Origin of the sequence: Lentzea sp. HUAS12, assembly GCF_024125735.1 — a bacterium.
GTDB lineage: Bacteria > Actinomycetota > Actinomycetes > Mycobacteriales > Pseudonocardiaceae > Lentzea > Lentzea albida.
On record NZ_CP099738.1, the window covers coordinates 4,900,001 to 4,925,187 of the forward strand.

Below are 25,187 nucleotides of genomic sequence, written 5' to 3' on the forward strand. Positions count from 1 at the left end.
CGGTGACGGTGACACCGTCCACCGTCACCTGGCTGTCGGAGGGGAACGACGGCGACGAGTCGAAGACCCGCCCGACCAGCGTCCACCCGAGGAACAGCAGGACAGCGCCGACCACCGCGACGAGCGCGGTGGTCAGGAGCGTGATCCGAAGGCGAAGCCCTGGTCCGCGCCTCCGCATAGGTCAGTCCCCAAGATCAGTCTTCAGCGGATCCGTTCGAAGCGCTCGGGACCCGGTAGCCCGAGCCCACGACGGTGTCGATGATGCCCGGTTCGCCCAGCTTCTTGCGCAACGTCATCACGGTGACGCGCACGGTCGTGGTGAACGGATCGGCGTTCTCGTCCCACACGCGCTCGAGCAGTTCCTCGCTGCTGACGACCGATCCCTTGGCCGCGAGCAGCACCTCGAGGACGCCGAACTCCTTGCGCGTCAGCTCGATCGGCTGCCCGCCGCGGGCCACCGTGCGGCGCGCCGGGTCCAGTTCGACGTCCTGCGCGGACAGCACGGGCGGCGTCGCCGGCGTGGCGCGCCGGGCCAGCGCCCGCACGCGCGCGACCAGCTCGGGGAACGCGAACGGCTTCGCGAGGTAGTCGTCCGCGCCGAGGGACAACCCGGAGACGCGGTCCTCGATCGACCCGCTGGCCGTGAGCATCATGACCCTGGTGAGCGCGCCGGAGCTGAGGATCTCCTTGCACAGCTCGTCGCCGGACATCCCCGGCAGGTCGCGGTCGAGCACCACGACGTCGTACCGCGTGACGGTCGACTTCTCGTGCCCGGTCTCGCCGTCGTAGGCGACGTCCACGGCCATGCCCTCACGCCTCAGGCCACGAGCGATCGCGTCTGCCAGAGGTGCCTCGTCCTCGACTACCAGAATCCGCACGCGTCCAAGGTGCCACACGCACCTGAGAAGGCGCTTAACGACACCTTCACAAGGGCTGTCGGCTACCTGCGCGCCGGCCTGTCCACCACGACGGTGGACGCGGCCTGCAGTGCGCGCAGCTCCAGCAGGGCGGGGTGCTCCTCGGCGAGCCGGGCCGCGTTGAGCAACGACCGCAGCGCGGCCGTCTCCCCGCGCGCACGCTCCAGGGCCGCACGTCCCTCGGACGCCGCCACGAGCTCCGCCAGTGCCGCTCGCCGCAGCTCGCCGGGCATGACGACGTCGCGCACGGCCACCTCGGAGACCGAGATGCCCAGCTCAGCGGCACGCGGACCCACGGCGGCCAGCACTTCGGCGGCGATGGCGTCACGCTCGGGATCAACGGCGGAGTGCACGCGCGTGATCACCGCACCGCGCAATGCGAGCTGCACGGCCGTGTAGAGCTCGGCCTCCGGACCGGCCGATGCGACCACGAACGCCGTCGCGGACGACACGACCCAACGGACGACCACGGTCACACGGACCAGCACGCCGTCGGCGGTCGGCACGTCCTGTGCCGCCGGGGTGAGCGAGCGCGGCCGGAGGTCGACGCGGTGCAGGACGACGTGCCGCGGGAACTTGTGCTCGCCGGGCTCCACCTCGCCCACCAGCACTCCCCGATCGAACCTGACCGCCCGCTCCCACGGGTACAGCGTGTGCCTCATCGTCTCCACCTCCGTCCAGGTTGACCGAGACCCCGGCCGGCGAGGCCGCGAACGGGAGTCCACAAGGGACTCGCAGAGCTCGCGGCCCCCGTGTGCGACCGGGGTCTCGGCGTTCAGGATTTGAACCTGGTGCCTCTACAGCGCCACGCGCCGCCCCGATTGCGGAACCCGGCGAGGAAGGCCTGCCGGGCCGCGGAAGGCGGCGCGTGGTGGAGGTTAGCCGAACTACTTCTCCGCGGGCGCGTCGATTTCGACGGGCAGGCACTCGAGGCGAGCGGCCCACTCCGTCACGCGGCGTGCCACGTCCTGCGCGGTGATGCCGCACAGCGCGAGCACCTCGCCCCGCGAGCCGTGGTCGTGGAACTCCTGCGGCAGGGCGATGTCGCGCAACGGCACGTCGACGTCGGCGTCGCGCAGGGCGGCGGCGAACGACGACCCGAAGCCACCGTGCCGGCCACCGTCCTCGACGGTCACGACGAGCTTGTGCGACGCGGCCATCTCCACGAGGTCGGACGACATCGGGTAGATCCACCGCGGGTCGACGACCGTCACGCCGATGCCCTGGTCCTCCAGCCGTTGCGCGGCTTCGAGTCCGAGCTCGCCCAACGCGCCGACCGTCACCAGCAGCACGTCGTTGCCCGACCGCCGGAGGACGTCCACGGACCCGACGCGCTCCAGCGCGGGCAGGTCCGGGCCGACCGAGGCCTTCGGGTAGCGGATCACCGTCGGCGCGTCCGCGATCTCCACGGCCTCGCGCAGTTCCTCCGTCAGCGTGCCCGCGTCCCGCGGCGCCGCCACGTGCACGCCGGGGATGACGCCGAGGATCGACATGTCCCACATGCCGTGGTGCGACGCGCCGTCCGGGCCGGTGACGCCCGCGCGGTCGAGCACGACCGTGACGCCCTGCCGGTGCAGCGCGACGTCCATCAGCAGCTGGTCGAACGCCCTGTTCAGGAACGTCGCGTAGACGGCGACGACCGGGTGCAGTCCGCCGATGGCGAGGCCGGCGGCGGAGGTCAGCGCGTGCTGCTCGGCGATGCCGACGTCGAAGAACCTCTCCGGGAACGCCTTGGCGAACGCGTCCAGACCGGTCGGGCCCTGCATCGCGGCGGTGATCGCCACGACGTCGGAGCGCTCGCGGCCGATGTCGACCAGCGAGTCGGAGAACACGTGCGTCCAGGTGCGGCTGGACGGCTTGAGGTCCTCGCCGGTGATCGGGTCGATGACGCCGGTGGCGTGCATCTGGTCGGCCTCGTGGTTCTCGGCCGGCGCGAACCCCATGCCCTTGCGGGTGACGGCGTGCACGATCACCGGGCCGCCGAACGACTTCGCGCGCTGCAGAGCGGACTCCAGCGTCGCCATGTCGTGGCCGTCGACCGGGCCGATGTACTTGAGGCCCAGGTCCTCGAACATCGCCTGCGGCGCCAGGGCGTCCTTGATGCCGCGCTTGGCGGCGTGCAGGGCTGCGTAGAGCGGCTTGCCGAAGATCGGCGTCTGCTCGAGGACGCTCTTGCCCTTCTCGAGCACGCGCTCGTAGCCGGGGCGCAGGCGCAGCGACGACAGGTGGTCGGCGAGACCGCCGATCGTCGGCGAGTAGGAGCGGCCGTTGTCGTTGACCACGATCACGACCGGGCGGTTCTTGTCCGCCGCGATGTTGTTCAGCGCCTCCCAGCACATGCCGCCCGTGAGCGCGCCGTCACCGACGACCGCGACCACGTGGCCGTGCGCGCCGTTGATCTGCTTCGCCTTCGCCAGACCGTCCGCGTAGGACAGCGCCGTCGAGGCGTGCGAGCTCTCCTGCACGTCGTGCTCGGACTCCGACCGCGACGGGTAGCCCGACATGCCGCCCTGCTGGCGGAGCTTGTCGAAGCCGTCGCGGCGGCCCGTGACGATCTTGTGCACGTACGACTGGTGACCGGTGTCGAACACGATCGGGTCCTGCGGCGAGTCGAAGACCCGGTGCAGTGCCAGGGTCAGTTCGACTACGCCCAGGTTGGGGCCCAGGTGCCCGCCCGTCTTGGACACCTTGTCGACCAGGAAACGCCGGATCTCCTCGCACAGCCGCGACAGCTGCGCCTCGTCCATCCGTTTCAGATCAGCTGGTCCGTGCACGGACTCCAGCAGGGTCACCACGCCCACCTCACTCCTGAAGACTTCGGCTCAGTCTACGGAGACGCGACTGAGACGACCTGTCAGCCGGTCTCAGCTACGAGCAGGGCGATGCACTCCATGTGGTGCGTCATCGGGAACGCGTCGAACGCCCGCAGGTCCGCGAGCCGGTACCCCTGAACTGTGAATTCGGCCAGGTCACGGGCCAGGGCCGCGGGGTCGCACGCCACGTAGACGACCCGCTGCGGGCGGCGTCGTGCGACTTCAGCCACAACGACCTTGCCCGCCCCCTTGCGAGGGGGGTCCAGCACGACGACATGAGGATCTTCAACGGGCAGGCGGCGCCCCACGGCGCGCTCCACCTTGTCCACCACGAATTCGACCTGGGACATGCGCCGGAGGTTGCGCCTGCCGTCTTCCACGGCGCCCGGAAACGACTCGACGACCAGCACGGACCCGGTCTCGCCGACCTGCCGGCCGAGCACCGACGCGAAGAGCCCGGCGCCGCCGTAGAGGTCCCACGCGCGTTGCCCCGGCTCGGCCGCCGCCCACTCGCCCACGACGGTCGCGAACGTGTCCGCGGCCGCCGGGTGGACCTGCCAGAAGCCGTCCGCCGAAATTCGCCACTTTCGAAGGGCGGCGATCTCGACGGCCGTATCGCTCCCGGCGCGTCGCACGGTGTGTCGGCCGCGCACCTCACCCACATGACGGTTGCCGTCACCGTCCTGGACGATCGTGAGCTCCTGGGCCCGCCACTTGCGGTCGGCCACCGCCTCGACCATGCCCGGCCGGGAGATCACGCAGTGGTCGACCGGGATCACATCGTGGGATCGGGTGCCGCGGAAACCCGGCCGCCCGTCGCGGTCGACGGCCATCCTGATCCGGGTCCGCCACTCCAGCGGGCCGCCCGGCAGCGCCTCGACGACGACGTCCCGTTCGATCCTGGCCAGGCGGCTCAGCTGCTCGCGGACCACCTGGGCCTTGAGCTCCCGTTGCGCGTCCCACGAGACGTGCTGGAAGTCGCAGCCGCCGCACAGCCCCGGTCCGCTGAACGGGCAGGGCGCCTCGACGCGGTCCGGTGACGGCTGCAGGACCTCGATGGCGTCCGCACGGCAGAACGAGCCGCCGTTGTCCTCGTACACCGATGCCACGACGCGTTCGCCAGGCAGTGCGTGGCGAACGAACAGAACGCGCCCCTCGTGTCGTGCAACGAAATGCCCGCCGTGCGCGACGGGGCCTACCTCTACCTCGAACTTGCGTCCGGTCCAGTCTTCCTTGGTGGTGCTCATCGGTCGTCAAGTCCCCTTCGGACAGCGCCGGGCGCGATGACGTCCTTGTCCTTGACCTTCACCGACGACTCGAGCTGCCAGGGAACACTGGTCACCATCACACCCGGCTGGAACAGCAGCCTTCCCTTGAGCCGCAACGCGCTCTGGTTGTGCAGGAGCTGCTCCCACCAGTGGCCGACCACGTACTCGGGGATGAACACCGTAACAACGTCGCGCGGGTTGTCCGTCTTGACGCGCTTGACGTAGTCGAGAACGGGCTTGGTGATCTCCCGGTAGGGCGACTCGATGACCTTGAGCGGGATCTTGAAGTTCTCCTTCTCCCAGTCGGCGACGAGCTTGCGGGTGTCGCCGTCGTCGACGTTGACCGTGACGGCCTCCAGCACGTCCGGGCGGGTGGCCTTCGCGTAGGACAACGCCCGCAGCGTGGGCATGTGCAGTTTGGACACCAGCACCATGCAGTGGTTGCGCGCGGGCATCGTGCGCACGCGCTCCTGCTTGCGCAGCTCCTCGGCGACGGTGTCGTAGTGCTTGCGGATCGCCGTCATCAACGCGTAGATGGCGGCCATCGCGGCGATGGCGATCCACGCGCCCTTGGTGAACTTGGTGATCAGGACGATGATCAGCACGGTCGCGGTCAGCGCCAGGCCGAACGTGTTGATGGCCTGCGAGCGCCGCATCCGGGTGCGCGCCTGGGCGTCGGTCTCGGTCTTGAGCAGCCGCTGCCAGTGCTTGATCATGCCGAGCTGGCTCAGCGTGAACGACACGAACACACCGACGATGTAGAGCTGGATCAGCCGGGTCACCTCGGCGTCGAACGCGATCACCAGCACGACCGCGAAGCCCGCGAGGAACAGGATGCCGTTGGAGAACGCGAGCCGGTCGCCGCGGGTGTGCAGCTGGCGCGGCAGGTAGCGGTCCTGGGCGAGGATCGAGCCGAGCACGGGGAAGCCGTTGAACGCCGTGTTCGCCGCGAGCACGAGGATGAGCGCGGTCACACCGGCGATGAAGTAGAAGCCGGGCGGGAAGTTGTCGAAGACGGCGTGCGCGATCTGCGCGACCATCGTCTTCTGCTCGTAGCCCTCGGGCGCGTTGGTGATCTGCTGGTCGGGGAACTCGGCCATCCGCACGTCGGTCAGCTGGGCGAGGACGATCAGGCCCATCAGCATGACCACCGAGATGCCGCCCATCAGCAGCAGCGTCGTGGCGGCGTTGCGGGACTTGGGCTTGCGGAACGCGGGCACGCCGTTGCTGATGGCCTCGACACCGGTCAAAGCGGCGCAACCGGACGAGAACGCCCGCAGCACGAGGAACACGAACGCGAGCCCCATCAGGTGGTCGGACTCGGCGTGGATCTCGAGGCCGGAGCTCTCGGCCCGCATGTCGTCGCCCATCACGAAGCCGCGGAACAGGCCGTAGCCGATCAGGCCGAAGACACCGATCATGAACGCGTAGACCGGGACGGCGAACGCGCTGCCGGACTCGCGGATGCCGCGCAGGTTCACCGCCGTCAGCAGCACGATGGCCGCGACCGCGAACTCCGCCTTGTGGGTCGCGACGAACGGGATCGCGGACCCGATGTTCGCCGCCGCCGCCGAGATCGACACCGCGACCGTGAGGATGTAGTCGACGAGCAGGGCGCTCGCCACCGTGAGCCCCGCTCTGCGGCCCAGGTTGACCGTCGCGACCTCGTAGTCACCGCCTCCGGACGGGTAGGCGTGCACGTTCTGCCGGTAGCTGGCCACCACGGTGAGCATGACCACGACGACCGCGACACCCACCCACGGCGCCATCGCGTAGGCGCTCAGGCCGGCCACCGAGAGCATCAGGAAGATCTCTTCGGGCGCGTACGCGACCGACGACATGGCGTCGGAGGCGAAGACCGGCAAGGCGATGCGTTTGGGCAGGAGGGTGTGAGCGAGGCGATCGCTGCGGAACGGCCGTCCGACCAGGAGGCGTTTGGCGGCGGTGGCGAGCTTGGACACGGCCAGAGCGTAAGGGGTCCGCTCACCGGGACGGGCTAATGCTGGGTAGGTTCTGCGCAGAGTTCGCCTGAGGAGGCATGTCGTGCACGTGGTGATCATGGGGTGTGGCCGGGTGGGAGCATCCCTGGCCAGGGCCCTCGAGCGACTCGACCACCAGGTCGCCGTGATCGACAAGGATTCGCAGTCGTTCCGCAGGCTGGGCAGCGACTTCCACGGACAGCAGGTCGTCGGCAACGGTTTCGACCGCAACGTCCTGATCGAGGCCGGTGTCGAGCGCGCGGGCGCGTTCGCGGCGGTCTCCAGCGGCGACAACTCGAACATCATCTCGGCGCGGGTCGCGCGCGAGACGTTCGGCGTCGAGCACGTCGTCGCGCGCATCTACGACCACAAGCGCGCCGCCGTGTACGAGCGCCTGGGCATCCCGACCGTGGCGACGGTGCCGTGGAGCACCGACAGGTTCCTCCGGATGCTGCTGCCCGAAGGGGCGGCGACCGCGTGGCGCGACCCGTCCGGCACCGTGGCGGTGCTGCCGATCGAGGTCTCCGAGGAGTGGGTCGGACGGCCCGTCCGCGAGCTCGAGGAGGCGATCGGCGCGCGGGTGGCGTTCGTGATGCGCTTCGGCACGGGTGTGCTGCCGGAGCACTCGACGGTCGTGCAGGCCGACGACACCATCTACGTGGCGGCGCTGTCCGGCACGATCACCGACGTCGCGGCCGCGGCGCTGCAGGCACCGGAGGAGAGCTGATGCGGGTCGCCATCGCCGGCGCGGGAGCGGTGGGCCGTTCCATCGCGCAGGAGCTCGTCTCGGACGGGCACCAGGTCATGCTGATCGAGCGGGACCGGGCGCACTTCGACCCGAACTCCGTCGAGCAGGCCGAGTGGGTGCAGGCCGACGCGTGCGAGCTGTCCTCTTTGGAGGACGCGGGCATGCAGCTGTGCGACGTGGTGATCGCCGCGACCGGGGACGACAAGGTCAACCTCGTGGTGTCGCTCCTCGCCAAGACGGAGTTCGCGGTGCGCCGCGTCATCGCGCGCGTGAACGACCCGACGAACGAATGGCTGTTCACCGAGTCGTGGGGCGTCGACGTGGCCGTGTCGACGCCACGGCTGCTGGCCGCCATGGTCGAGGAGTCCGTGACGATCGGTGACGTCGTGCGGCTGATGACGTTGCGGCAGGGACAGGCGAACCTCGTGGAGATCACGCTCGACGAGTCGACGCCGTTCGCCGGCCGGGCGGTCTCGGAGCTGACGCTGCCGCGTGACGCCGCCCTGGTGACGATCCTGCGCGGCGGGCGGGTCATCGTGCCGCAGCCCGACGACACCCTGGAGGGCGGGGACGAGCTGTTGTTCGTCACGACCGCCGCCGTGGAGCAGGACATCAAGAGGGCTCTGGGGTACTGACGGTTCTCACGCGGATGCCCGGCAGGCGCGGCCTGCCGGGCATCGGCGTTTCGGGGTCAGTCCCTGGACTTGTCGCGGGACTCGGCGTCGACGACGCGCTTGAGCTCGTCCATGTCCGGGGTCATCAGGTCGTCGGCGGTGCGCGCGAGCACGCCCTCCGCCTCGGCCTGCGACTTGGCCTCCGCCTCGGCGGCCTCCTCGGCCGCCTTGAGGCGCTTGTCCGCGCGGCGGACCGCCCAGACCGTGGCGAGCAGGGCGATGGCCATCAGCGGGTAGCCCATGCCGAGGCGGGCGACGGCGAGCCAGCCGACCTGGTCCTCGTCGTAGAGCCAGCGCTGGACCACGAAGCGCGCGAAGAAGACCAGGGCCCACACGAAGGTCGCGATGTCGTAGTCGCGGACCGAGGCCTTGTCGTCGCGCCAGGAGCGGTCCCTGCCGTTGAGGAACGTCCAGATGACGCCGGCGAGGGGCCAGCGCACGACGATCGACAACAGGAACGCGCTGCCGTACACGACGCTCTGCCAGATGCCGAAGAGGAAGAAACCCTTGGCCTCGCCCGTCTTGTAGGCGATGAAGGCCGCGATGCCGACGCCGAAGACGGCGGAGATCGCGGGCTGGATGGTTCCCTTGCGCACGGCCAGGACCGCGCCGATGACGACGGCGGCGGCGAGGGAGCTGATGATCGCGGCCATCAGGTTCTTGGTCGCGAAGTTGACGATCACGAAGACGAGCACGGGCAACGAGGAGTAGAGCATTCCGCTCACTCCGCCCATCTGCTCGAGGACGGTGGGCTGCTTTTCTTCGGTCTTGGCTGAAGTCATGAAGCGTTCTGCAACTCGTAATAGGGGTTGTAGAGCACCTTGCGCCCGTTGCGCACGGCGATGCGGCCACGGACCTTGATCGTCCGACCAGGCTCGATTCCCGCGATGCGACGGCGGCCGAGCCAGACGAGGGTGACGCCCTCGGTGCCGTCGTAGAGTTCGGCCTCCAGCGTGGCGGCCGCGTCCCGGGGGCAGAGCTCCACGCTGCGGAGCCTTCCGAGGACGGTGACCTCCTCACCGGACTTGCAGTCACAGGCCTTCACCGCGCCGACGGCCTCCGCTTTTCGCGACAGGTCGTCCGCGTCGAGCTCGGCGACGTCGCTGGTCAAGCGACGCACCAAGCGGCGCCAATAGCCGCTCATCCCCGACTCCCGCAGTGCTCTGGTGGCCCCGTGGTGTGGGCCGTCTGACAGTGAGGGTACGCAGAGGCGGCGACAATCCCAGGCGTGCCTGCCGAGACCGTCCTGCTGCTGCCCGGAACCGCCTCGGACGAGGTCTTTGTCCGATCCGTGTTCGCCGAGCCGTTGTCGCAGGTAGATGCCGTTCTCCACGCACCACGTGTTCGCACACTCCGTGAACGGTTGACGGCCCTCGAAAATGCCCCGGCAGGCCACCCGATCGTGGTGGGCGGGGTCTCACTCGGCGCGCACGTCGCGGCGAGGTGGGCGGTGGCCAACCCGGACCGCTGCGCGGGTCTCGTCCTCGCCCTGCCGGCCTGGACCGGCGCCCCGGACGGGGCTCCGGCGGCGCTCGCGGCCAGGGCCAGCGCGCAGGTCGTCAGGACCCGGGGGCTCGCGACGGCGCTGTCCGGCACGTCCGGCTGGCTGCACGACGAGCTGACGAGGGCCTGGCACGGCTACGGCGAGCAACTCGTGCCGCACCTCGAGGAAGCCGCCGAGTCGCTCGCACCGACGCTCGACGAGCTCGGGTCGCTCGACGTGCCGGTGGGGATCGTCGGGTGCACCGATGACCCGGTGCACCCGATCGCGGTCGCACGCGCGTGGGCACAAGCCCTCCCCCGCGCCGTGCTCGTCACGACGACGCTGGACGCCTACCCGCACGCGCTGGGGCGTGCGGTGCAGGCGTGGCGACAGGCGCGTTAGCCCTGCTGCTGCTGGATGTGGCGCGCGATGGCCTCCGGCAGCTCGACCGGAAGCGGCGTGCGGGGCGGCATCGGCTGCTCGCCGCGCACGACGACCGTTCCGCGCAGCATCTCGCGCAGCGCCTCGGCGTTCTGCTCGAAGTGCTCCTCGGGGCCGGCCGCGACCCCGCGCAGCATCCAGCGCGGCCTGTCGACGCCGATGAAGAGGATCTTCACGCCCTGGTTGCGCGCGGTGATCTCCTCACCCCACTCGCCGTTCTCGCGGTTGATGCGGGCGCCGTCCTCCTTGAGGCCGTCGATCAGCTCCGCACCGACCTCCTTCCAGAGGTCGCCCGACTTCGGCGCGGCGAACGCGCTGACCGTCAGCTGACCGACCGGCGTGAGGATGTGCACCGCGCGCACGGCGTTCGTCTGCTGGTCCATCTCGACCTGCAGCTGGGCCTCCTCCGGCATCGGCAGCAGCACCGAGCCGAGGTCGAGCCGATCCACGTCGTCCTGAGGCGCCACGGTCGAGTCCCACGGGCCCTCGACGTCGTCGAAGTCCTCGTCGTGCTCCGGACCGGTGTCGACCGCGCCCGAGGAGTGACGACCGCGCTTGCGGCGCCTTCCGAACATTGCCCTACCCCTCCGCCTTCATCCTGGCGAGCACCACGTGCCCGCCGGTCGAGCCATAGCCTCCCGCACCGCGTTCCGTCTCCGGCAACTCGGCGACCTCGCGGAACACCGCGTGCTCGACGCGTTGCACGACGAGCTGGGCGATCCGGTCGCCGCGCGACAGCGCGATCGGCTCACGAAGATCATGGTTCACGAGGCAAACGCGGATCTCACCGCGGTAGCCCGAGTCGATCGTGCCGGGCGTGTTCACCACGCTCAACCCGACCTTCGCGGCCAATCCGGAACGCGGGTGCACGAACCCGGCGAAACCGGCGGGGAGCGCGATCGCGACACCGGTGCCGACCACGGCCCGCTCGCCTGGTGGAATGACCACGTCCGACGTGGTGACCAGATCGGCGCCCGCGTCGCCGAGACGGGCGTAGGCGGGCACGGGAACCCCCGGATCGAGCCGGGTCAGCAACACCTCGACGCTGGACACGGCGGCCGAGATTACCCTGACGACGTGAGTGAGACTGCCGTGACCGCCACTACGACCTTCCGCGAACGCCTGTACGTGACGTGGTGGATCTGGCCGCTGCCGCTGCTCGCGGCCGCGCTGCTGGCCGCCGAGGTGCACATGGGCTTCCCCGGAGTCCGGTCCTGGCTGCCGTACGTGATCCTGCTGCCGCTGACGGTCGTGCTGATCGTCCGGCTGGGCTCGACGAAGGTCGAGGTCTCCGGCGGCGAGCTGCGCGCGGGCGACGCGCACATCCCGCTGGAGCTGCTCGGCGAGGTCGAGATCATCCCCGTCGAGGACCGCCGCCGGACCATGGGCCGCGACCTCGACCCGGCGGCGTTCGTCGTGCACCGGGGCTGGGTCAAGCCGCTCGTGCGGGTGCGGGTGGACGATCCGCAGGACCCGACCCCCTACTGGGTGATCAGCACGCGGCGCCCGGAAGAGCTCGCCGCCGCGATCAAGTCCTGAGAGAACACAACTGGGCGCCACCCGTGAGGGTGAGCGCCCAGTTTTTCTTCGGCGGACTGAACTCAGGCCTGTGGGACCAAGCCGTGCGGATCAGGCGCAGTCGCGGCAGATGTACGTGCCGCCGTTGTCCTCGGCGAGCCTGCTGCGGTGGTGCACCAGGAAGCACTTCGAGCACGTGAACTCGTCGGCCTGCTTGGGCAGGACCTTGAACGTGAGCTCCTCGCCGGACAGGTCGGCGCCCGGGAGCTCGAAGTTCTCGGCGCTCGCGTCCTCGTCGACGTCGACGACGCCGGACTGCGTCTCGTTCCGCCGGGCCTTCAACTCCTCGAGGGAGTCCTCAGCGAGTTCGTCCGCCTCGCTGCGACGCGGCGCGTCGTAGTCGGTCGCCATCTTCTTCACCCCTGCGGTCTACGGAGACTGTTCGTGTCGCTGGTTAACGCTCCAGCGACCTCTTTTGTGCCCCACGTCAAGGTGACGTAGGTCTCCCACACCCGGCGGGCAAGCCAACCCCCTTGACGTGACCGTCGGCTTGATCGAAATGTGTGCGGAGCGCGCAGAGGGTAGCTCATTGTCAGAGTGGCTCGACATCGGGTTACCCCTTACCGACCGGACGGGTGACACAACCTTTCTACGCTGGACCGATAGGCTGTGCGGGAGCACATGTGTCTCGGCGTGCAACCTGACGCCAGGCCGGTACCGTCCTGACTGTGAGCAATGGGACCGGTGCAGTGGGTCACGCCCGTCAGGGCGCGCAACAGCCGGGCAAGGCCTAGGCTGATCTCAGGGGACGGATCACGGGGAGGGCTTCGAACGTGGGATCCGCATCGGGGAGCTTGACGCCTTACAAGAGGCGTCGGCCCGTGCCCGCGCTCGTCCTGTTCGCGGTGCTGTTGGTCAGTTCCGTGTTCGTGTGGGTGAAGGTGCTCGGCAACGCAAGCGACGTGGACGCGGCCATCAAGTGCAACGCGCCCGGCAACGTGACGGCGTCCACCACCGCCCCGGCGGGGGCCGACCCCGTGGCGGGCGAGACGCCGACGGCGCCCCCGCCCGCGCTGGGCACCGTCCTCGAGCACGACGCGCTCGACCGCACCGATCCTGTGCCGGTCGGTGACGTGAACTTCAAGGTCGTCAACGCCTCGACGCAGCGCAACCACGCCAAGGCCGTCGCGACGATGTTCACCGAGCTGGGCCTGAAGCAGGCGGCCGAGCCCGGCAACGACCCGGTCTACCCGGCGGGCGACATGACCTGCCGCGGCCAGCTGCGCTTCGGCGCGCCCGGTGCCTCGGCCGCCAGGACCCTGTCGCTGCTGGAGCCGTGCCTCGAGCTCGTGCGCGACGAGCGCCAGGACGCCACCGTCGACGTGGCGATCGGCAAGAAGTTCGACGAGGTCAAGCCCAACAGCAACGCCCGCAAGGTCCTCGACCAGCTCAGCGAGTGGGCGGCGCAGCAGCCGGAGCAGCAGGGCGGGCAGGTGGCCGCGGCCACGCGGCCGACGCTCAACGCGGACAACCTGGCCGGGGCGCGCGAAGTCACCTGCTGACGTTCAAGTGCTGACGTTCAAGTGCTGACGTTCAACCAGGCGGGCAACCGCTTCCGATGGTTCGACTTTCTCGCGAGAACGGCGCCGCCCCTGAGTGGGGCGGCGCCGTTCTCGCATGGTCGCGTCACGCTGCTGTCAATGTTGACTGGACAGGCCGCGGATCAACGTTGACGCAATCAACGTTGACTGGACGGGACCGGTGTCAACATCCCCGTCAACGTTGATTCCGCCGTCAACGTCGAGTCAACGTTGATCCGAGCCTCAGACCTTGCCGAAGCCGCACTCCGCGAGTGCGCTGTACAGGGCGTCGGCGATGCCGGGCGCGGCGGCGAACGTCGCGTCCTCCCCCAGCTCGGGCGACGACCCCGGCAGCCGCACGACCGCACCGGCCTCCGCGGCGATCAGCCCGCCGGCCGCCCAGTCCCAGCGGCCGAGCCCGTGCTCGGCGTAGGCGTCGAGCCGGCCGGACGCCACCGAGCACAGGTCGAGCGACGCCGCGCCGGCCCGGCGGAGGTCGCGCACCCGCGTGGCCATGCCCGCCCACGTGTCGGCCTGCCGCTGCCGCCGCTCCGGCCTGTACGCGAAGCCGTAGCCGAGCAACGACAACGACAGGTCGGTCGTCGCGGACACGCCCAGCGGGACGCCGTCCAGGAACGAGCCGTGCCCACGCGCGGCGGTCCACATGCGGCCGGTCGCCGGTTCGAACACGGCGCCCGCGACGGACTCGCCGTCGAGCTGCGCCGCGATCGACACCGAGTACCAGGGGATGCCGTAGAGGTAGTTGACGGTGCCGTCGATCGGGTCGACGACCCACGTCAGGCCCTCGACGAGCGTGCCGCCCTCCTCCTCTCCGAGCACGGGCTCGCCGGGCCGCAACTCGGACAGACGCGTCCGGACGAGTTGTTCCGAGGCGCGGTCCGCGGCGGTGACCACGTCCGTCGAGGTGCTCTTGGTGTCGAACGAGACGACGGCGGAAGCGCGCATGCGCTGAACAAGAGCGCCCGCTTCCCGTCCGATGGCAGTCGCGATGTCTACGAGTGGCCGGGGATCGAACACGACCGGTTCCCTCCTGCGTCACTAGCACGGGACTATCGGACGACGTCAGGCTAGTGTCTGCGCACCACGGTTACTGAATCGAACGAGTAGGAAGGACCACGGGGAATGGGCATCACCCGCGGGTTCGGTGTGGACATCGGCGGCTCCGGCGTCAAGGGCGGACTGGTCGACCTCGAGGCAGGAGCACTGGACGGCGAACGCTTGCGGATCCCCACGCCCCAGCCTTCGACACCGGAGGCGGTGGCGGAGGTGGTCGCGGAGATCGTCGAGAAGTTCCAGTGGGACGGCCCCGTCGGCATCACGCTCCCGTGCGTGGTCAAGCACGGTGTGGCACTCAGCGCGGCGAACGTCGACAAGGGCTGGATCAACTGCGACGCCCAGACGCTCTTCGCCCAGCGCCTCAAGCGCAGGCCCGAGGACATCGTCGTGATGAACGACGCGGACGCGGCCGGCATCGCGGAGATGTCGTTCGGCGCGGGCGTCGGCAAGAACGGGACCGTGGTGCTGCTGACGTTCGGCACGGGTATCGGCAGCGCGGTGTTCCTCGACGGCAAGCTGGTCCCGAACACCGAGTTCGGCCACCTGCAGGTCGACGGGCACGACGCGGAGAAGCGCGCGGCCGCCTCCGTGAAGGAGGAGAAGGACCTGTCCTGGGAGGAGTGGACGCCCAGGGTCTCGCGCTACATCAGCGTGCTGGAGGACCTCATCTGGCCCGACCTCGTCATCGCGGGCGGCGGCGTGAGCAAGAAGGCGCACAAGTGGTTGCCGTTGCTCGAGGTGCGCACGGAAGTGGTTGCGGCCGCACTGAAGAACGACGCCGGCATCGTGGGCGCGGCCTGGGCCGCCGCACACGGCGTCAGGCCCTAGTGCGGTGACCACGATCCTCACCGGGTTCTGCGCGGCCCAGGTGGACACCTCGTGATACCGCCCCCACGCCCCCGTACCACCAGTACGAAGGCGTGGGGGCGGTATCACGATGCATCGCCCTGGACCGTGCACAACCCGGAGAGGGTCAGTGGTCACCGCACTGGAGAAGCGTTCGACACCGAAACGTGTCCGACTCGATCTAGCTGCGAAAACGCAGGTGAGCGCGCCTCGAAGCACCTCGGGGCGCAACACCGCGTCACCGACGTCGTTACAATGGAACGCACACCCGCCGGGCAAGATCGGCGGGGAGATCCCCTGAACTCTGGCGACCGAGGTTTCGCGCCCTCTGGTCCGCCTTGAACGACCGTCGCGAAAGGGCGTACGTGGCAGCCGCAGAAACCGCAACCCGACGCTCCAGCTCCGCCGCGAGCGCCGCCAAGACGACCAAGGCGACCGCGGCCGGCGAGGCCGAGGAGAAGCCGAAGCGCAAGACGACTGCGGCAGCGAAGAAGCCCGCCGCCGCCAAGGCCCCGCGCAAGACGGCCGGCAAGGCCGATCCTGCCGCGAAGGGCGCCGGCAAGCCCGGCGAAGACCCCGAGGACATGGAAGGCGCTCCCGGCGCCGAGGACCTGGAGGACGTCGAGATCGTCGACGAGCCGGTCGTCGACGAGCCGGAGGAGGCGGAGGACCCCAAGAACGAGGGCGACTTCGTCTGGGACGAGGAGGAGTCCGAGGCCCTGCGCCAGGCGCGCAAGGACGCGGAGCTCACCGCCTCGGCCGACTCCGTTCGCGCCTACCTCAAGCAGATCGGCAAGGTCGCCCTCCTCAACGCCGAGGAGGAGGTCGAGCTCGCCAAGCGCATCGAGGCGGGTCTCTACGCCGCCGAGCGCGTGCGCCGCTCCGAGGAGGAAGCGGAGAAGCTCACGCCGCAGCTGCGCCGCGACCTGCGCTGGATCGTCCGCGACGGCGAGCGCGCCAAGAACCACCTGCTCGAGGCGAACCTCCGCCTCGTCGTGTCGCTGGCCAAGCGCTACACCGGCCGCGGCATGGCGTTCCTGGACCTGATCCAGGAGGGCAACCTGGGTCTGATCCGCGCGGTGGAGAAGTTCGACTACACCAAGGGCTACAAGTTCTCGACGTACGCCACCTGGTGGATCCGTCAGGCGATCACCCGCGCGATGGCCGACCAGGCCCGCACCATCCGCATCCCGGTGCACATGGTCGAGGTCATCAACAAGCTCGGTCGCATCCAGCGCGAACTGCTCCAGGACCTGGGCCGCGAGCCCACCCCGGAGGAGCTCGCCAAGGAAATGGACATCACGCCCGAGAAGGTGCTGGAGATCCAGCAGTACGCGCGTGAGCCCATCTCGCTGGACCAGACGATCGGCGACGAGGGCGACAGCCAGCTCGGCGACTTCATCGAGGACTCCGAGGCCGTCGTCGCGGTCGACGCCGTCTCGTTCACGTTGCTGCAGGACCAGTTGCAGTCCGTGCTCGCGACGCTGTCCGAGCGCGAGGCCGGTGTCGTGCGGCTCCGCTTCGGTCTCACCGACGGCCAGCCGCGCACGCTGGACGAGATCGGTCAGGTCTACGGCGTCACGCGTGAGCGCATCCGCCAGATCGAGTCCAAGACGATGTCGAAGCTGCGTCACCCGTCCCGTTCGCAGGTTCTGCGGGACTACCTCGACTAGGTCTTACCGAGTCATACGCACACGGCCCCGCACCGGTTCGGTGCGGGGCCGTCGTGTTTTCGGAAAACGGACAAAAGTGGTGAGCGGGGCGCCGTTCACGCACAGCGAAATCGAACTTCGATCACGGTCCCGCGTCCGAATCGTGGGACGTTCGTGACCTGTTCGCTGCGGGCGTACAAGCGCAACCGATATCACACTCCCGGTGGCACGCAACCGACCGAACGGCCTGAACATGCTGCTCCACCAGCGGGTTTCCGGTTGCGCAGCGTGCGTGTCAAGACGGTGAACCGGTGGCGAACGCAGGTGTAAGCCTGCTGCAGCCGGGTAAATCGCATAGTGACGCGAGTCGCCACGTACACGGGAACACTGACTATCGCCGAAACGTCTGTCAGAGTGGAGCCAGCGAGCACCGCGCACCAATCCAGGGGCGCTGTGGTCGCAGCTTGGTAAGAGGGCACCGGGACACTTCGTTCCGTTGCTGGGACGGAGGGAGATTCATCATGACTGCAGCACTCACCCGCCCCGAGTTGACCGCTGCCGACCGCTGCGACCGCTGCGGGGCTGCTGCCCAGGTTCGCGCCTTGCTCCCGTCCGGGGGCGAGCTGCTGTTCTGCGGGCACCACGCTCGCGCGCACAGTGAGAAGTTGCGCGAACTCGCTGCTGAGATTCAGCAGGGCTGACTTCCACCCCACCTAGCCGCTCGGGGCGGAGATCCGCGAGGATCTCCGCCCCCTTCGCTTCTCCGGGGTGTTCCGGGCCGTCCAGCGGCCTTCTAGAGGGTCTCGAGGACCGGTTCGAAGGCCAGTTCCGCGGCGCCGACGAGCTTCGCGTCGCGGCCCAAGGGTGACGTCACGACCTGGGTCCCGCCGACCGCGCGGGAGACGAGACTGCGCTGCTGCACGGCCGAGCTCACCGCGTCCACGACGGACGCCGGCAGCGCCGTGTAGAGGTCGCCCAGCACCACCAGTTCGGGGCCGAGGACGTTGACGATGTTCGCGAGCCCCAGTGACAGCCAGCCGGAGAACTCGTCGAGCACCGACGGGTCGTCCAACGCCCGCAACGCCGCCACCACGGCACCCCGCGGTGCGTCGTCGGGAAGGCTCAGCGCCCGGCACAGCGCCGGTTCGCCCACCTCGGTCTCCCAGCAGCCGTCGCAGCCGCAGTAGCAGCGCCGTCCGCGCGGGTTGACCACCATGTGCCCGAGCTCGCCGACGTAGCCGCCGGAGCCGCGCAACGGCTGCCCGGACAGGATCACTCCCCCGCCGACGCCCACGTCCGCGGAGATGTAGACCATGTCCGAGGACTCCCGTGCGGCACCGCGGACGTGCTCGGCGAGAGCACCGAGCTCCGCGTCGTTGCCGACCTGGACCGGCAGCTTCAGCACCGCCTCCAGGCGCTTGCCGAGCGCCACCCCGGTCCAGTGCAGGTTGGGTGCCTCGTGGACGTGCCCGTCGGCGCGCCGCACGACGCCGGGCACCGAGATGCCCACCCCGACCGCGGTGGCGTCGAGGTCGTCGGCCATGAGGCGCGCCGACTCGACGATGTGCGTGATGACCTCCCCCGGATCACGCGTCCGGTGCAGGTTCCAGCTGTCCCGCCCGAGGATCTCCCCGCCGAGGCCGACGAACCCCATCGCCACGTGCTCCACGCGCACGTCGATCGCGATGACGACGGCGGCGCTCGGCTGGGGCAGCACCAGGAGGGACGGGCGGCCCGCTCCGCTGCGCAGAGCGGGCACGCGTTCGGCGACCACACCGGCTTCGGCGAGGCCGTCCACCAGGGCCTTGATCGTGCTGCGGTTGAGGCCGAGCTCAGCCGCGAGCGATGCCCTGGTGGACGGTCCGTCGACGTGCAGGCGGCGCAGCAGCGCCGTCCTGTTGTGCCTGCGGATCTCGTCGGGACGGGTGCCGGACGTGGGACCGGTCACCGCGTCATCGAGCCGCGGTGGCCGCCCGGCGGCGGGACAACGCGTCGACGCTCGCGGCGAGCAGCAGGACCAGACCGGTCACGATGAACACGACGGCGGCGGGCTGGCGGAGCAGACCCATGCCGTTCTGGATGATCGCGAGCACCGCGCCACCGATCACCGCGTCGCGCAGGCGGCCCTTGCCACCGAACAGCGACGTGCCACCGATGACGGCCGCACCGACCGACAGCAGCAGCGTGTTGCCGCCACCGGCGTTCGGGTCGACCGAGCCGACCTTCGACGAGTACACGATGGCGCCGATCGCGGCCGCCGCGGAGGCGATCACGAACACGCTCATGCGGATGCGCTCGACGTTGATACCGGCGCGGCGAGCCGCTTCCTTGTTGCCGCCCACCGCGTAGATGTGGCGGCCGTAGGAGGTGCGGTCGAGCACGAACGTGCCGACCACCAGCAGCACCAGCACGAGCGGCACCACGTAGGGCACGCCCTCGATGACGATCAGGTTGCTCGGCGCCCGGTTCAGCGACAGCGCGTAGGTGATGACCGCGGCCAGCACCGCGAGGGCGCCGATCTTGCCCAGGACCAGCGAGGTCGGCTGGGCCACGAGACCCTTGCGCAGGCGGGAGAAGTGCCGGGTGAGCACGACCGCCGCGTAGCCGCCGACGGCGATGACGAACAGCGCCCAGGAGCCCACGAAGTTCAGGTTGCCGTTGGCGACGTTGAAGATCGTGTCGTCGCGCAGGCCGAGCGTGCCGCCCTGGCCGATGAGCTGCAGGACGACACCGCCCCACACGAGGAAGAACGCCAGGGTCACGACGAACGACGGGATGCCGACCTTGGCGACCAGGAAGCCCGTGATGGTGCCGATGGCCGCGCCGACGCAGACCGCGAGCAGCATCTCGAGCCACGCGTTCGCGGGGATGCCGACGGCGGCGATGACCAGGGCGATGGCGGAGAGCGCCACACCGGCCCAGACCTTCATCACCGCGCCGAGCACGATCGCCAGCACGAGCAGACCGCAGAACACGTAGAACACCGTGTCGCCCATGCCGCCGAGCAGGTTGCCGTTGTGGATCAGGTGGAGTGCCATCACCGCGGCCGTCACACCGGACGCGGTACCGGCGGACAGGTCGATCTCGCCGAGCAGCAGCACGAACACCAGGCCCATCGCGATGATGGTGATGCTGGCGCCCTGCTGGAGCAGGTTGGCGAGGTTGCCGAGGGTGAAGAACGTGTCGGACAGCGAGCTGAACACGATCAGCAGCACGACGAGCCCGAGCAGTGCGGGCAGCGAGCCGAGCTCACCGCCGCGGACCCTGGCCCAGTAGTCGCGGACGGCCTCACCGGTGGACTGGGAGGTCGTGTCGATGCCGAAGTCGGAGATCGCACCCTGCTGCTGAGGGGCGTCGTGATCGTGCGTGTGCTCGTGCGCTTCGGTGGTGTCGGTCATGCTCGCCTCTTCGGAACTCATCAGATCGTCGCCGCCTCGGGGCGGGCGATGCCCAGGTCACCGGAACGCCCGGCGGTGATCAGCTCGACCACCTGGCCGTGCGTGACGTCCTTGGTCGACACGACCGCGGCCATGCGTCCGAGGTAGAGGCACGCGATCTTGTCGGCGACCTCGAAGACGTCGTTCATGTTGTGGCTGATCAGAACGACGCCCAGGCCCTGCTCCGCGAGCCGGCGGACCAGGTCGAGCACCTGGCGCGTCTGTGCGACGCCGAGTGCGGCGGTGGGCTCGTCGAGCAGCACGACCTTGCTGTTCCACAGCACGGCCTTGGCGATCGCGACGGTCTGGCGCTGGCCACCGGACAGCGAGGAGACCTGCGTGCGCACCGACTTGACCGTGCGCACCGACAGCGAGGCCAGCGTCTTGCGCGCGGCCTGCTCCATGTCGGTCTCGTCGAGCAGGCCCGCCTTGGTGCGCTCGCGGCCGAGGAACATGTTCTGGACGATGTCCAGGTTGTCGGCCAGCGCGAGGTCCTGGTAGACGACCTCGATGCCGAGCTCCGCGGCGTCGCGGGGACCCTTGATGTGGACGGGCTCACCGTTGAAAAGGACCTCACCGGAGTCGGTGGGGTGGATGCCCGCGATGCACTTGACCAGCGTCGACTTGCCCGCGCCGTTGTCGCCGACGAGGGCGGTGACCTCGCCGGGGTTGACGTCGAGGTCGATGTCGTGCAGGACGTGCACGGGACCGAAGCTCTTGTTGATGCCGCGCAGCTCGAGAATCGGCTCGCTCACTGGGATTCCTCCGTGGTTACCACGCGGCGAGAGGCGGGGTGCGGCCCAAACCGCACCCCGCCCTCGTCGCGAGCGGTCCTACTTGATGCCGAGCTCGGTGCAGGCGGCCTGGGTGTCGGCCACGCAGATCTCCGAGGCCTTGACGAAGCCAGCGTCGACCACGGACTTGACCTTGTCCTTGGTGATCAGCTGAGCGGACAGCAGGACGGACTTGACCTTGCGGTTGCCCTTGCTGTCGTCCGTCGAGCCGGACGCGAGGGCGTCGGCGGCGGCGGTGTCACCCTTGGCGAGGGCGCCGGCCAGCTTGGCGGCGGCCTCGGCCTCGTCCTTGATCGGCTTGAAGACGGTCATGTACTGGTCACCGCGGAGCACGGCCTGCAGGCCGTCCGGGGTGGCGTCCTGACCGGTGACCGGGACCTTGCCGTTGAGGCCGACCTTCTTGAGGATCGTGATCACCGCGCCGGCGAGGCCGTCGTTCGCGGCGACGACGCCGTCGACCTTGCCGCCGTTGGAGGTCAGGATCTGCTCGAAGACCTGGCCACCCTTCTGGTTGTCCCAGTTGTCGATCGGCTGGGACTGGACCAGCTTGAGCTTGCCCGAGTCGTAGAGCGGCTGCAGGACCTTCTTCTGGCCCTGCGTGAAGAGCGTCGCGTTGTTGTCCGTCGGCGCGCCCTCGATCTCGATGACCTGGGAGCCCTGCGGCTTGTCCTTCATGGCGTCGGCCAGACCCTGGCCCTGCAGCTCGCCGACCTTCACGTTGTCGAACGACACGTAGTAGGACGAGGAGCCACCGGTGTTCAGGCGGTCGTAGTCGATGACCTGGATGCCCTGCGCCTGCGCCTTCTTGGCGACGGACGCACCGACCTCGCTGTTGGGCGTGGCGATGATCAGGACCTTGACGCCGGCGTTGATCATGCCGTCCGCCAGGGTGCTGAACTTCTGCACGTCGCCCTGGGCGTTCTGGATGTCGGGGCTGAGACCCTCGGCCTTCAGAGCGGCCTCGAGGAGGGGCTTGTCGAAGCCCTCCCAGCGAGCCGAGGACGCGGTCTCGGGCAGGATCACGCCGACCTTCGCGCCCGAGCCGCTGCCGCCAGAGTTCGTTTCAGAGGTTCCTCCGGTGCCGGAGGAGGAGTTGGCGCCGCATGCCGAAACCGCCAGGGCGAGGCCCGCGGTCACGGCGATGGAAGCGAGAGTCTTGCTGCGCATCCGCCATCCCTTTCACTGCGCTGTGTCACAGAGAATGTTGTGGCGCACAACGTATGCCCGACATATGCGTGACCGGAACCACACTGAATCGATTAAGTCGCAACGATGCGGTAACCGTGGCGAAATATGGTCACGGAGAGTCGTGAGAGCGTTACCACCGAGCTACCGATTACAACGGCATCATCTCGGCCTCCGCTCGCGGCGAACACTCGCCGGTCACCTCCCGGACATCCCTAGGTTGGGTGCATGACCGTCGACAAGGAAGCCGCCGAAAGGCTGGCGAACTCGTTCGGTGCCGAGGCGGCGCGGTACGACCGCACGCGACCGCCCTACCCGGACGACCTGATCGGCAAGATCGTCACCGCCAGTCCCGGCCCGCGGGTGGTCGAGGTGGGGTGCGGCACCGGTGTTCTGTCCCGGCAGTTGCGGCAGGCCGGACTGGACGTCCTCGGCGTCGAGCACGACGAGCGCATGGCGGGGTTCGCCCGCGGCACCGGCGTGGCCGTCGAGGTGGCGAAGTTCGAGGACTGGGACCCGGCCGGCCGCGAGTTCGACGCCGTCGTCGCCGGGCAGTCGTGGCACTGGGTGGACGCGGACGAAGGCCCCCGCCAGGCCGCACGGGTGCTGCGGCCCGGTGGTGTGTTCGTCGGGCTCTGGCACGTGTTCGGGACGCCGGAACCGATCGCCGACGCCTACGTCGCGGCCTACGCCAAGGTGGCGCCGCAGATGCCCTATCGCGTCGGCCACTCCTACGACGAGGCGTTCGAGTCCTACCAGGCGGGCTGCGTGCGCACCGGTGAGGCACTCGTCGCCACCGGGGCGTTCTCACACGCCGAACGCTGGCGGGCGGACTGGGAACGGGGCTACACGACCGCCGAGTACCTCGACCTCATGCGCACCATGAGCCCGATGGCCTTGCTCAGCGCCGAGCAGGGCACCGAACTGCTCGCCGACGTCGGCCGCGCGATCGACGCGATCGGCGGCGGGTTCACCGCGCGCTACAGCACGCTGGCCGTCGCCGTCGCCCGTACCTGACTACCAGGACCGCAGCGTCGCGATCCGCTCCTCGAGCTGCTCGATGGTGGCCATCGCCGTGGGCGGGCCGCCGCAGTACTCGCGCAGCTGGTTGTGGATCTTGCCGTGCGGCTTCTTCGTGCGGTGGTGGTGCATCGCGACGAGGGTGTTGAGCTCCTTGCGCAGCGACGTGAGGCGTTCCTGCACGCCCACGGGCCGTGCCTCGCGCACGGGAGCCTCGGGCTTGGGGCGCTTGGCCGCGAGCGCCATCTGCTCCTCCTGCCGCTGCAGCAGCAGGGTGCGCACCTGGTCGGGTTCGAGCAGGCCGGGCAGGCCGAGGTACTCCTGCTCCTCCTCCGAACCCGCGTGGGTCGGCGCGCCGAACGACGAGCCGTCGTAGATGACCTGGTCGAGCTCGGCGGTGGTGCCCAGGGCCGTGAAGGCGCGTTCGTCCTCACCCGGTTCGTCCTTGGCCTGGTTCGCCGCGGCCATGAGCTCGTCGTCCCAGCCGTCCTTCTCGCGGTGCGGCTTGCCCAGGACGTGGTCGCGCTCCGCCTCCAGCTCCGACGCGAGCTGCAGCAGCACCGGCACCGACGGCAGGAACACCGTCGCGGTCTCGCCGGGCTTCCGGTTGCGCACGAAGCGGCCGATGGCCTGGGCGAAGAACAGCGGGGTCGACGACGACGTCGCGTACACGCCGACGGCGAGGCGCGGCACGTCGACGCCCTCGGACACCATGCGGACCGCGATCATCCAGCGCTCGTTCGTCGCGGCGAACTCGGCGATCCTGCCGGACGCCTTCGGGTCGTCGGAGAGCACGAGCGTGGGGACCTGGCCCGTGACGCGTTCGAGCACCTGCGCGTAGGCCTTCGCGACGGTCTGGTCGGTGGCGATCACCAGTCCGCCCGCGTCGGGCAGGCCGTTCTCCCTCTTCTGCGTGAGCCTCTTGTCGGCGGCGCGCAGCACCGAGGCCATCCAGTCGCCGGCCGGGTCGAGGGCCGTGCGCCACGCCCGTGCGGTCTGCTCCTGCGTCAGCGGCTCGCCCAGCCGTGCGGTGTACTCCTCGCCCGCGCTGGTCCGCCACGACGCCTCACCCGAGTACGCCAGGAACAGCACGGGCCGGACGACGCCGTCGCGCAGCGCGTCGGAGTAGCCGTAGGTGTGGTCCGCCTTCGACGTCTTGAAGCCGCCGTTGCTCTCCTCGTACTGCACGAACGGGATCGGCGAGTCGTCGGACCGGAACGGCGTGCCGGTGAGGCACAGGCGGCGCACGGCGGGCGTGAAGGCCTCGCGGATCGCGTCACCCCACGACTTCGCGTCACCGCCGTGGTGGACCTCGTCCAGCAGCACCAGCGTCTTGCGGTTCTCGGTGCGCACGCGGTGCAGCGTCGGGTGGGCGGCGACCTGTGCGTACGTGACCGCGACACCGTGGTAGTCGCGGGAGGTCATCGCGTTGGTGTTGCGGAAGTTCGAGTCGATGTGGATGCCCTGCTCGGCGGCGGCCTTCGCCCACTGGTGCTTGAGGTGCTCCGTGGGCGTGACGATCGTGACGGCCTCGATCGTCCGGTCGGCCAGCAGTTCGGCGGCGACGCGGAGCCCGAAGGTCGTCTTGCCCGCTCCGGGCGTCGCGACGGCGAGGAAGTCCTGAGGCTTGGCGGCGAGGTACTTGGTCAGCGCGCGGCGCTGCCAGGCTCGCAGCGGTCGCATCGCGGCCGGCGTTGCTGCTGGCGCTGTCACAGGCGTGTTTCTCCTCATTTGTGCAGGTCAGACATAGCAATA

The 25,187-nt window shown here is 69.5% G+C and carries 26 protein-coding genes (1 of these 26 cut by a window edge); 9 read left to right on the top strand and 17 right to left on the bottom strand.

What is annotated here, in order from left to right:
- The 6 genes from ND450_RS21635 to ND450_RS21660 form a co-directional block, all read right to left on the bottom strand.
- Positions 1 to 178, bottom strand: partial view of a cell wall metabolism sensor histidine kinase WalK gene (locus ND450_RS21635; protein ID WP_089923911.1) — the beginning only. Its footprint begins 950 nt before the window's first position; only the first 178 of its 1,128 coding nucleotides appear in the window; the start codon lies at positions 176 to 178; its stop codon lies beyond the left edge, outside the window.
- 16 nt (positions 179 to 194) lie between these two features.
- A complete protein-coding gene (locus ND450_RS21640; RefSeq protein ID WP_253320612.1) occupies positions 195 to 878 on the bottom strand; it encodes a response regulator transcription factor in 684 nt (227 codons plus the stop codon).
- Positions 879 to 940: 62 nt separating this feature from the next.
- Positions 941 to 1,579, bottom strand: a complete 639-nt coding sequence (locus ND450_RS21645) for a slipin family protein (protein ID WP_253320613.1) — start codon at positions 1,577 to 1,579, stop codon at positions 941 to 943.
- Between the two features lie 225 nt (positions 1,580 to 1,804).
- Positions 1,805 to 3,709 carry a 1-deoxy-D-xylulose-5-phosphate synthase gene (dxs, locus tag ND450_RS21650; RefSeq protein WP_253320614.1) on the bottom strand — a complete coding sequence of 635 codons (1,905 nt, stop codon included), beginning with the start codon at positions 3,707 to 3,709 and terminating at the stop codon, positions 1,805 to 1,807.
- A 62-nt stretch (positions 3,710 to 3,771) separates the two neighbouring features.
- A complete protein-coding gene (locus ND450_RS21655) occupies positions 3,772 to 4,977 on the bottom strand; it encodes a class I SAM-dependent RNA methyltransferase (protein ID WP_253320615.1) in 1,206 nt (401 codons plus the stop codon).
- Positions 4,974 to 6,959 (bottom strand): APC family permease, encoded by a 1,986-nt coding sequence (locus ND450_RS21660; RefSeq protein WP_253320616.1) that lies wholly within the window; start codon positions 6,957 to 6,959, stop codon positions 4,974 to 4,976. Before ND450_RS21660 ends, ND450_RS21655 begins: the two co-directional genes overlap by 4 nt.
- Before the next feature lie 82 nt (positions 6,960 to 7,041).
- Here ND450_RS21660 and ND450_RS21665 point away from each other — a divergent pair, with 82 nt between their 5' ends.
- Positions 7,042 to 7,704, top strand: a complete 663-nt coding sequence (locus tag ND450_RS21665; protein ID WP_089923932.1) for a TrkA family potassium uptake protein — start codon at positions 7,042 to 7,044, stop codon at positions 7,702 to 7,704.
- Positions 7,704 to 8,360 (top strand): TrkA family potassium uptake protein, encoded by a 657-nt coding sequence (locus ND450_RS21670; protein ID WP_089923935.1) that lies wholly within the window; start codon positions 7,704 to 7,706, stop codon positions 8,358 to 8,360. The genes ND450_RS21665 and ND450_RS21670 overlap by 1 nt, the downstream gene beginning before the upstream one ends.
- A 56-nt stretch (positions 8,361 to 8,416) precedes the next feature.
- Here the strand turns inward: ND450_RS21670 and ND450_RS21675 are convergent, their stop codons facing one another.
- On the bottom strand, positions 8,417 to 9,181 hold the full coding sequence (locus tag ND450_RS21675) for a DUF3159 domain-containing protein (RefSeq protein WP_253320617.1): 765 nt from the start codon (positions 9,179 to 9,181) through the stop codon (positions 8,417 to 8,419).
- On the bottom strand, positions 9,178 to 9,543 hold the full coding sequence (locus ND450_RS21680; protein WP_089923941.1) for an OB-fold nucleic acid binding domain-containing protein: 366 nt from the start codon (positions 9,541 to 9,543) through the stop codon (positions 9,178 to 9,180). The genes ND450_RS21675 and ND450_RS21680 overlap by 4 nt, the downstream gene beginning before the upstream one ends.
- An 84-nt stretch (positions 9,544 to 9,627) precedes the next feature.
- On the opposite strand from ND450_RS21680, the gene ND450_RS21685 reads away from it, so the two are divergent.
- Positions 9,628 to 10,284, top strand: coding sequence for an alpha/beta fold hydrolase (locus ND450_RS21685; protein WP_253320618.1), 657 nt, complete (start codon positions 9,628 to 9,630; stop codon positions 10,282 to 10,284).
- Here the strand turns inward: ND450_RS21685 and ND450_RS21690 are convergent.
- Together ND450_RS21690 and dut are read right to left on the bottom strand one after the other, a co-directional pair.
- Positions 10,281 to 10,898, bottom strand: a complete 618-nt coding sequence (locus tag ND450_RS21690) for a DUF3710 domain-containing protein (RefSeq protein WP_253320619.1) — start codon at positions 10,896 to 10,898, stop codon at positions 10,281 to 10,283. The two genes, ND450_RS21685 and ND450_RS21690, sit on opposite strands and share 4 nt — an antisense overlap.
- Before the next feature lie 4 nt (positions 10,899 to 10,902).
- Entirely contained in the window at positions 10,903 to 11,376 is a 474-nt protein-coding gene (gene dut / locus ND450_RS21695; protein WP_089923950.1) for a dUTP diphosphatase, read from the bottom strand.
- A gap of 24 nt (positions 11,377 to 11,400) precedes the next feature.
- On the opposite strand from dut, the gene ND450_RS21700 reads away from it, so the two are divergent.
- Positions 11,401 to 11,862 carry a DUF3093 domain-containing protein gene (locus ND450_RS21700; RefSeq protein WP_253320620.1) on the top strand — a complete coding sequence of 154 codons (462 nt, stop codon included), beginning with the start codon at positions 11,401 to 11,403 and terminating at the stop codon, positions 11,860 to 11,862.
- 90 nt (positions 11,863 to 11,952) lie between these two features.
- Here the strand turns inward: ND450_RS21700 and ND450_RS21705 are convergent, their stop codons facing one another.
- Positions 11,953 to 12,252, bottom strand: a complete 300-nt coding sequence (locus ND450_RS21705) for a DUF4193 domain-containing protein (RefSeq protein ID WP_030474775.1) — start codon at positions 12,250 to 12,252, stop codon at positions 11,953 to 11,955.
- Positions 12,253 to 12,674: 422 nt separating this feature from the next.
- On the opposite strand from ND450_RS21705, the gene cei reads away from it, so the two are divergent.
- Positions 12,675 to 13,403 carry an envelope integrity protein Cei gene (gene cei / locus ND450_RS21710; protein WP_256557235.1) on the top strand — a complete coding sequence of 243 codons (729 nt, stop codon included), beginning with the start codon at positions 12,675 to 12,677 and terminating at the stop codon, positions 13,401 to 13,403.
- Positions 13,404 to 13,664: 261 nt separating this feature from the next.
- Here cei and ND450_RS21715 read toward each other — a convergent pair whose 3' ends face one another.
- Complete coding sequence (locus ND450_RS21715) at positions 13,665 to 14,459, bottom strand: inositol monophosphatase family protein (protein ID WP_256557236.1); 795 nt, start codon at positions 14,457 to 14,459, stop codon at positions 13,665 to 13,667.
- Between the two features lie 105 nt (positions 14,460 to 14,564).
- Between ND450_RS21715 and ppgK the strand changes: the two genes are divergently transcribed.
- The 3 genes from ppgK to ND450_RS21730 all read left to right on the top strand — a co-directional run bounded on the left by ppgK (position 14,565) and on the right by ND450_RS21730 (position 17,697).
- Positions 14,565 to 15,326, top strand: a complete 762-nt coding sequence (gene ppgK / locus ND450_RS21720) for a polyphosphate--glucose phosphotransferase (protein WP_305885170.1) — start codon at positions 14,565 to 14,567, stop codon at positions 15,324 to 15,326.
- A gap of 383 nt (positions 15,327 to 15,709) precedes the next feature.
- Complete coding sequence (locus ND450_RS21725; protein ID WP_089923967.1) at positions 15,710 to 17,017, top strand: RNA polymerase sigma factor; 1,308 nt, start codon at positions 15,710 to 15,712, stop codon at positions 17,015 to 17,017.
- Positions 17,018 to 17,517: 500 nt separating this feature from the next.
- Entirely contained in the window at positions 17,518 to 17,697 is a 180-nt protein-coding gene (locus tag ND450_RS21730) for a hypothetical protein (protein WP_231642793.1), read from the top strand.
- A gap of 92 nt (positions 17,698 to 17,789) precedes the next feature.
- Here the strand turns inward: ND450_RS21730 and ND450_RS21735 are convergent, their stop codons facing one another.
- The 4 genes from ND450_RS21735 to ND450_RS21750 form a co-directional block, all read right to left on the bottom strand.
- The gene (locus tag ND450_RS21735) at positions 17,790 to 18,944 is read right to left on the bottom strand and encodes an ROK family transcriptional regulator (RefSeq protein ID WP_253320622.1); all 1,155 of its coding nucleotides are present in this window, start codon (positions 18,942 to 18,944) and stop codon (positions 17,790 to 17,792) included.
- Between the two features lie 4 nt (positions 18,945 to 18,948).
- Complete coding sequence (locus tag ND450_RS21740; protein WP_253320623.1) at positions 18,949 to 20,394, bottom strand: sugar ABC transporter permease; 1,446 nt, start codon at positions 20,392 to 20,394, stop codon at positions 18,949 to 18,951.
- A gap of 20 nt (positions 20,395 to 20,414) precedes the next feature.
- A complete protein-coding gene (locus ND450_RS21745; RefSeq protein WP_089923972.1) occupies positions 20,415 to 21,188 on the bottom strand; it encodes an ATP-binding cassette domain-containing protein in 774 nt (257 codons plus the stop codon).
- Positions 21,189 to 21,266: 78 nt separating this feature from the next.
- Entirely contained in the window at positions 21,267 to 22,394 is a 1,128-nt protein-coding gene (locus ND450_RS21750; protein ID WP_253320624.1) for a sugar ABC transporter substrate-binding protein, read from the bottom strand.
- A 246-nt stretch (positions 22,395 to 22,640) separates the two neighbouring features.
- On the opposite strand from ND450_RS21750, the gene ND450_RS21755 reads away from it, so the two are divergent.
- Positions 22,641 to 23,429, top strand: coding sequence for a class I SAM-dependent methyltransferase (locus ND450_RS21755; protein WP_253320625.1), 789 nt, complete (start codon positions 22,641 to 22,643; stop codon positions 23,427 to 23,429).
- Here the strand turns inward: ND450_RS21755 and ND450_RS21760 are convergent, their stop codons facing one another.
- Positions 23,430 to 25,115: a DEAD/DEAH box helicase gene (locus ND450_RS21760; RefSeq protein ID WP_253320626.1), complete on the bottom strand. Its 1,686-nt coding sequence runs from the start codon at positions 25,113 to 25,115 to the stop codon at positions 23,430 to 23,432. It lies immediately after the preceding gene.
- Positions 25,116 to 25,187 lie beyond the last annotated feature (72 nt).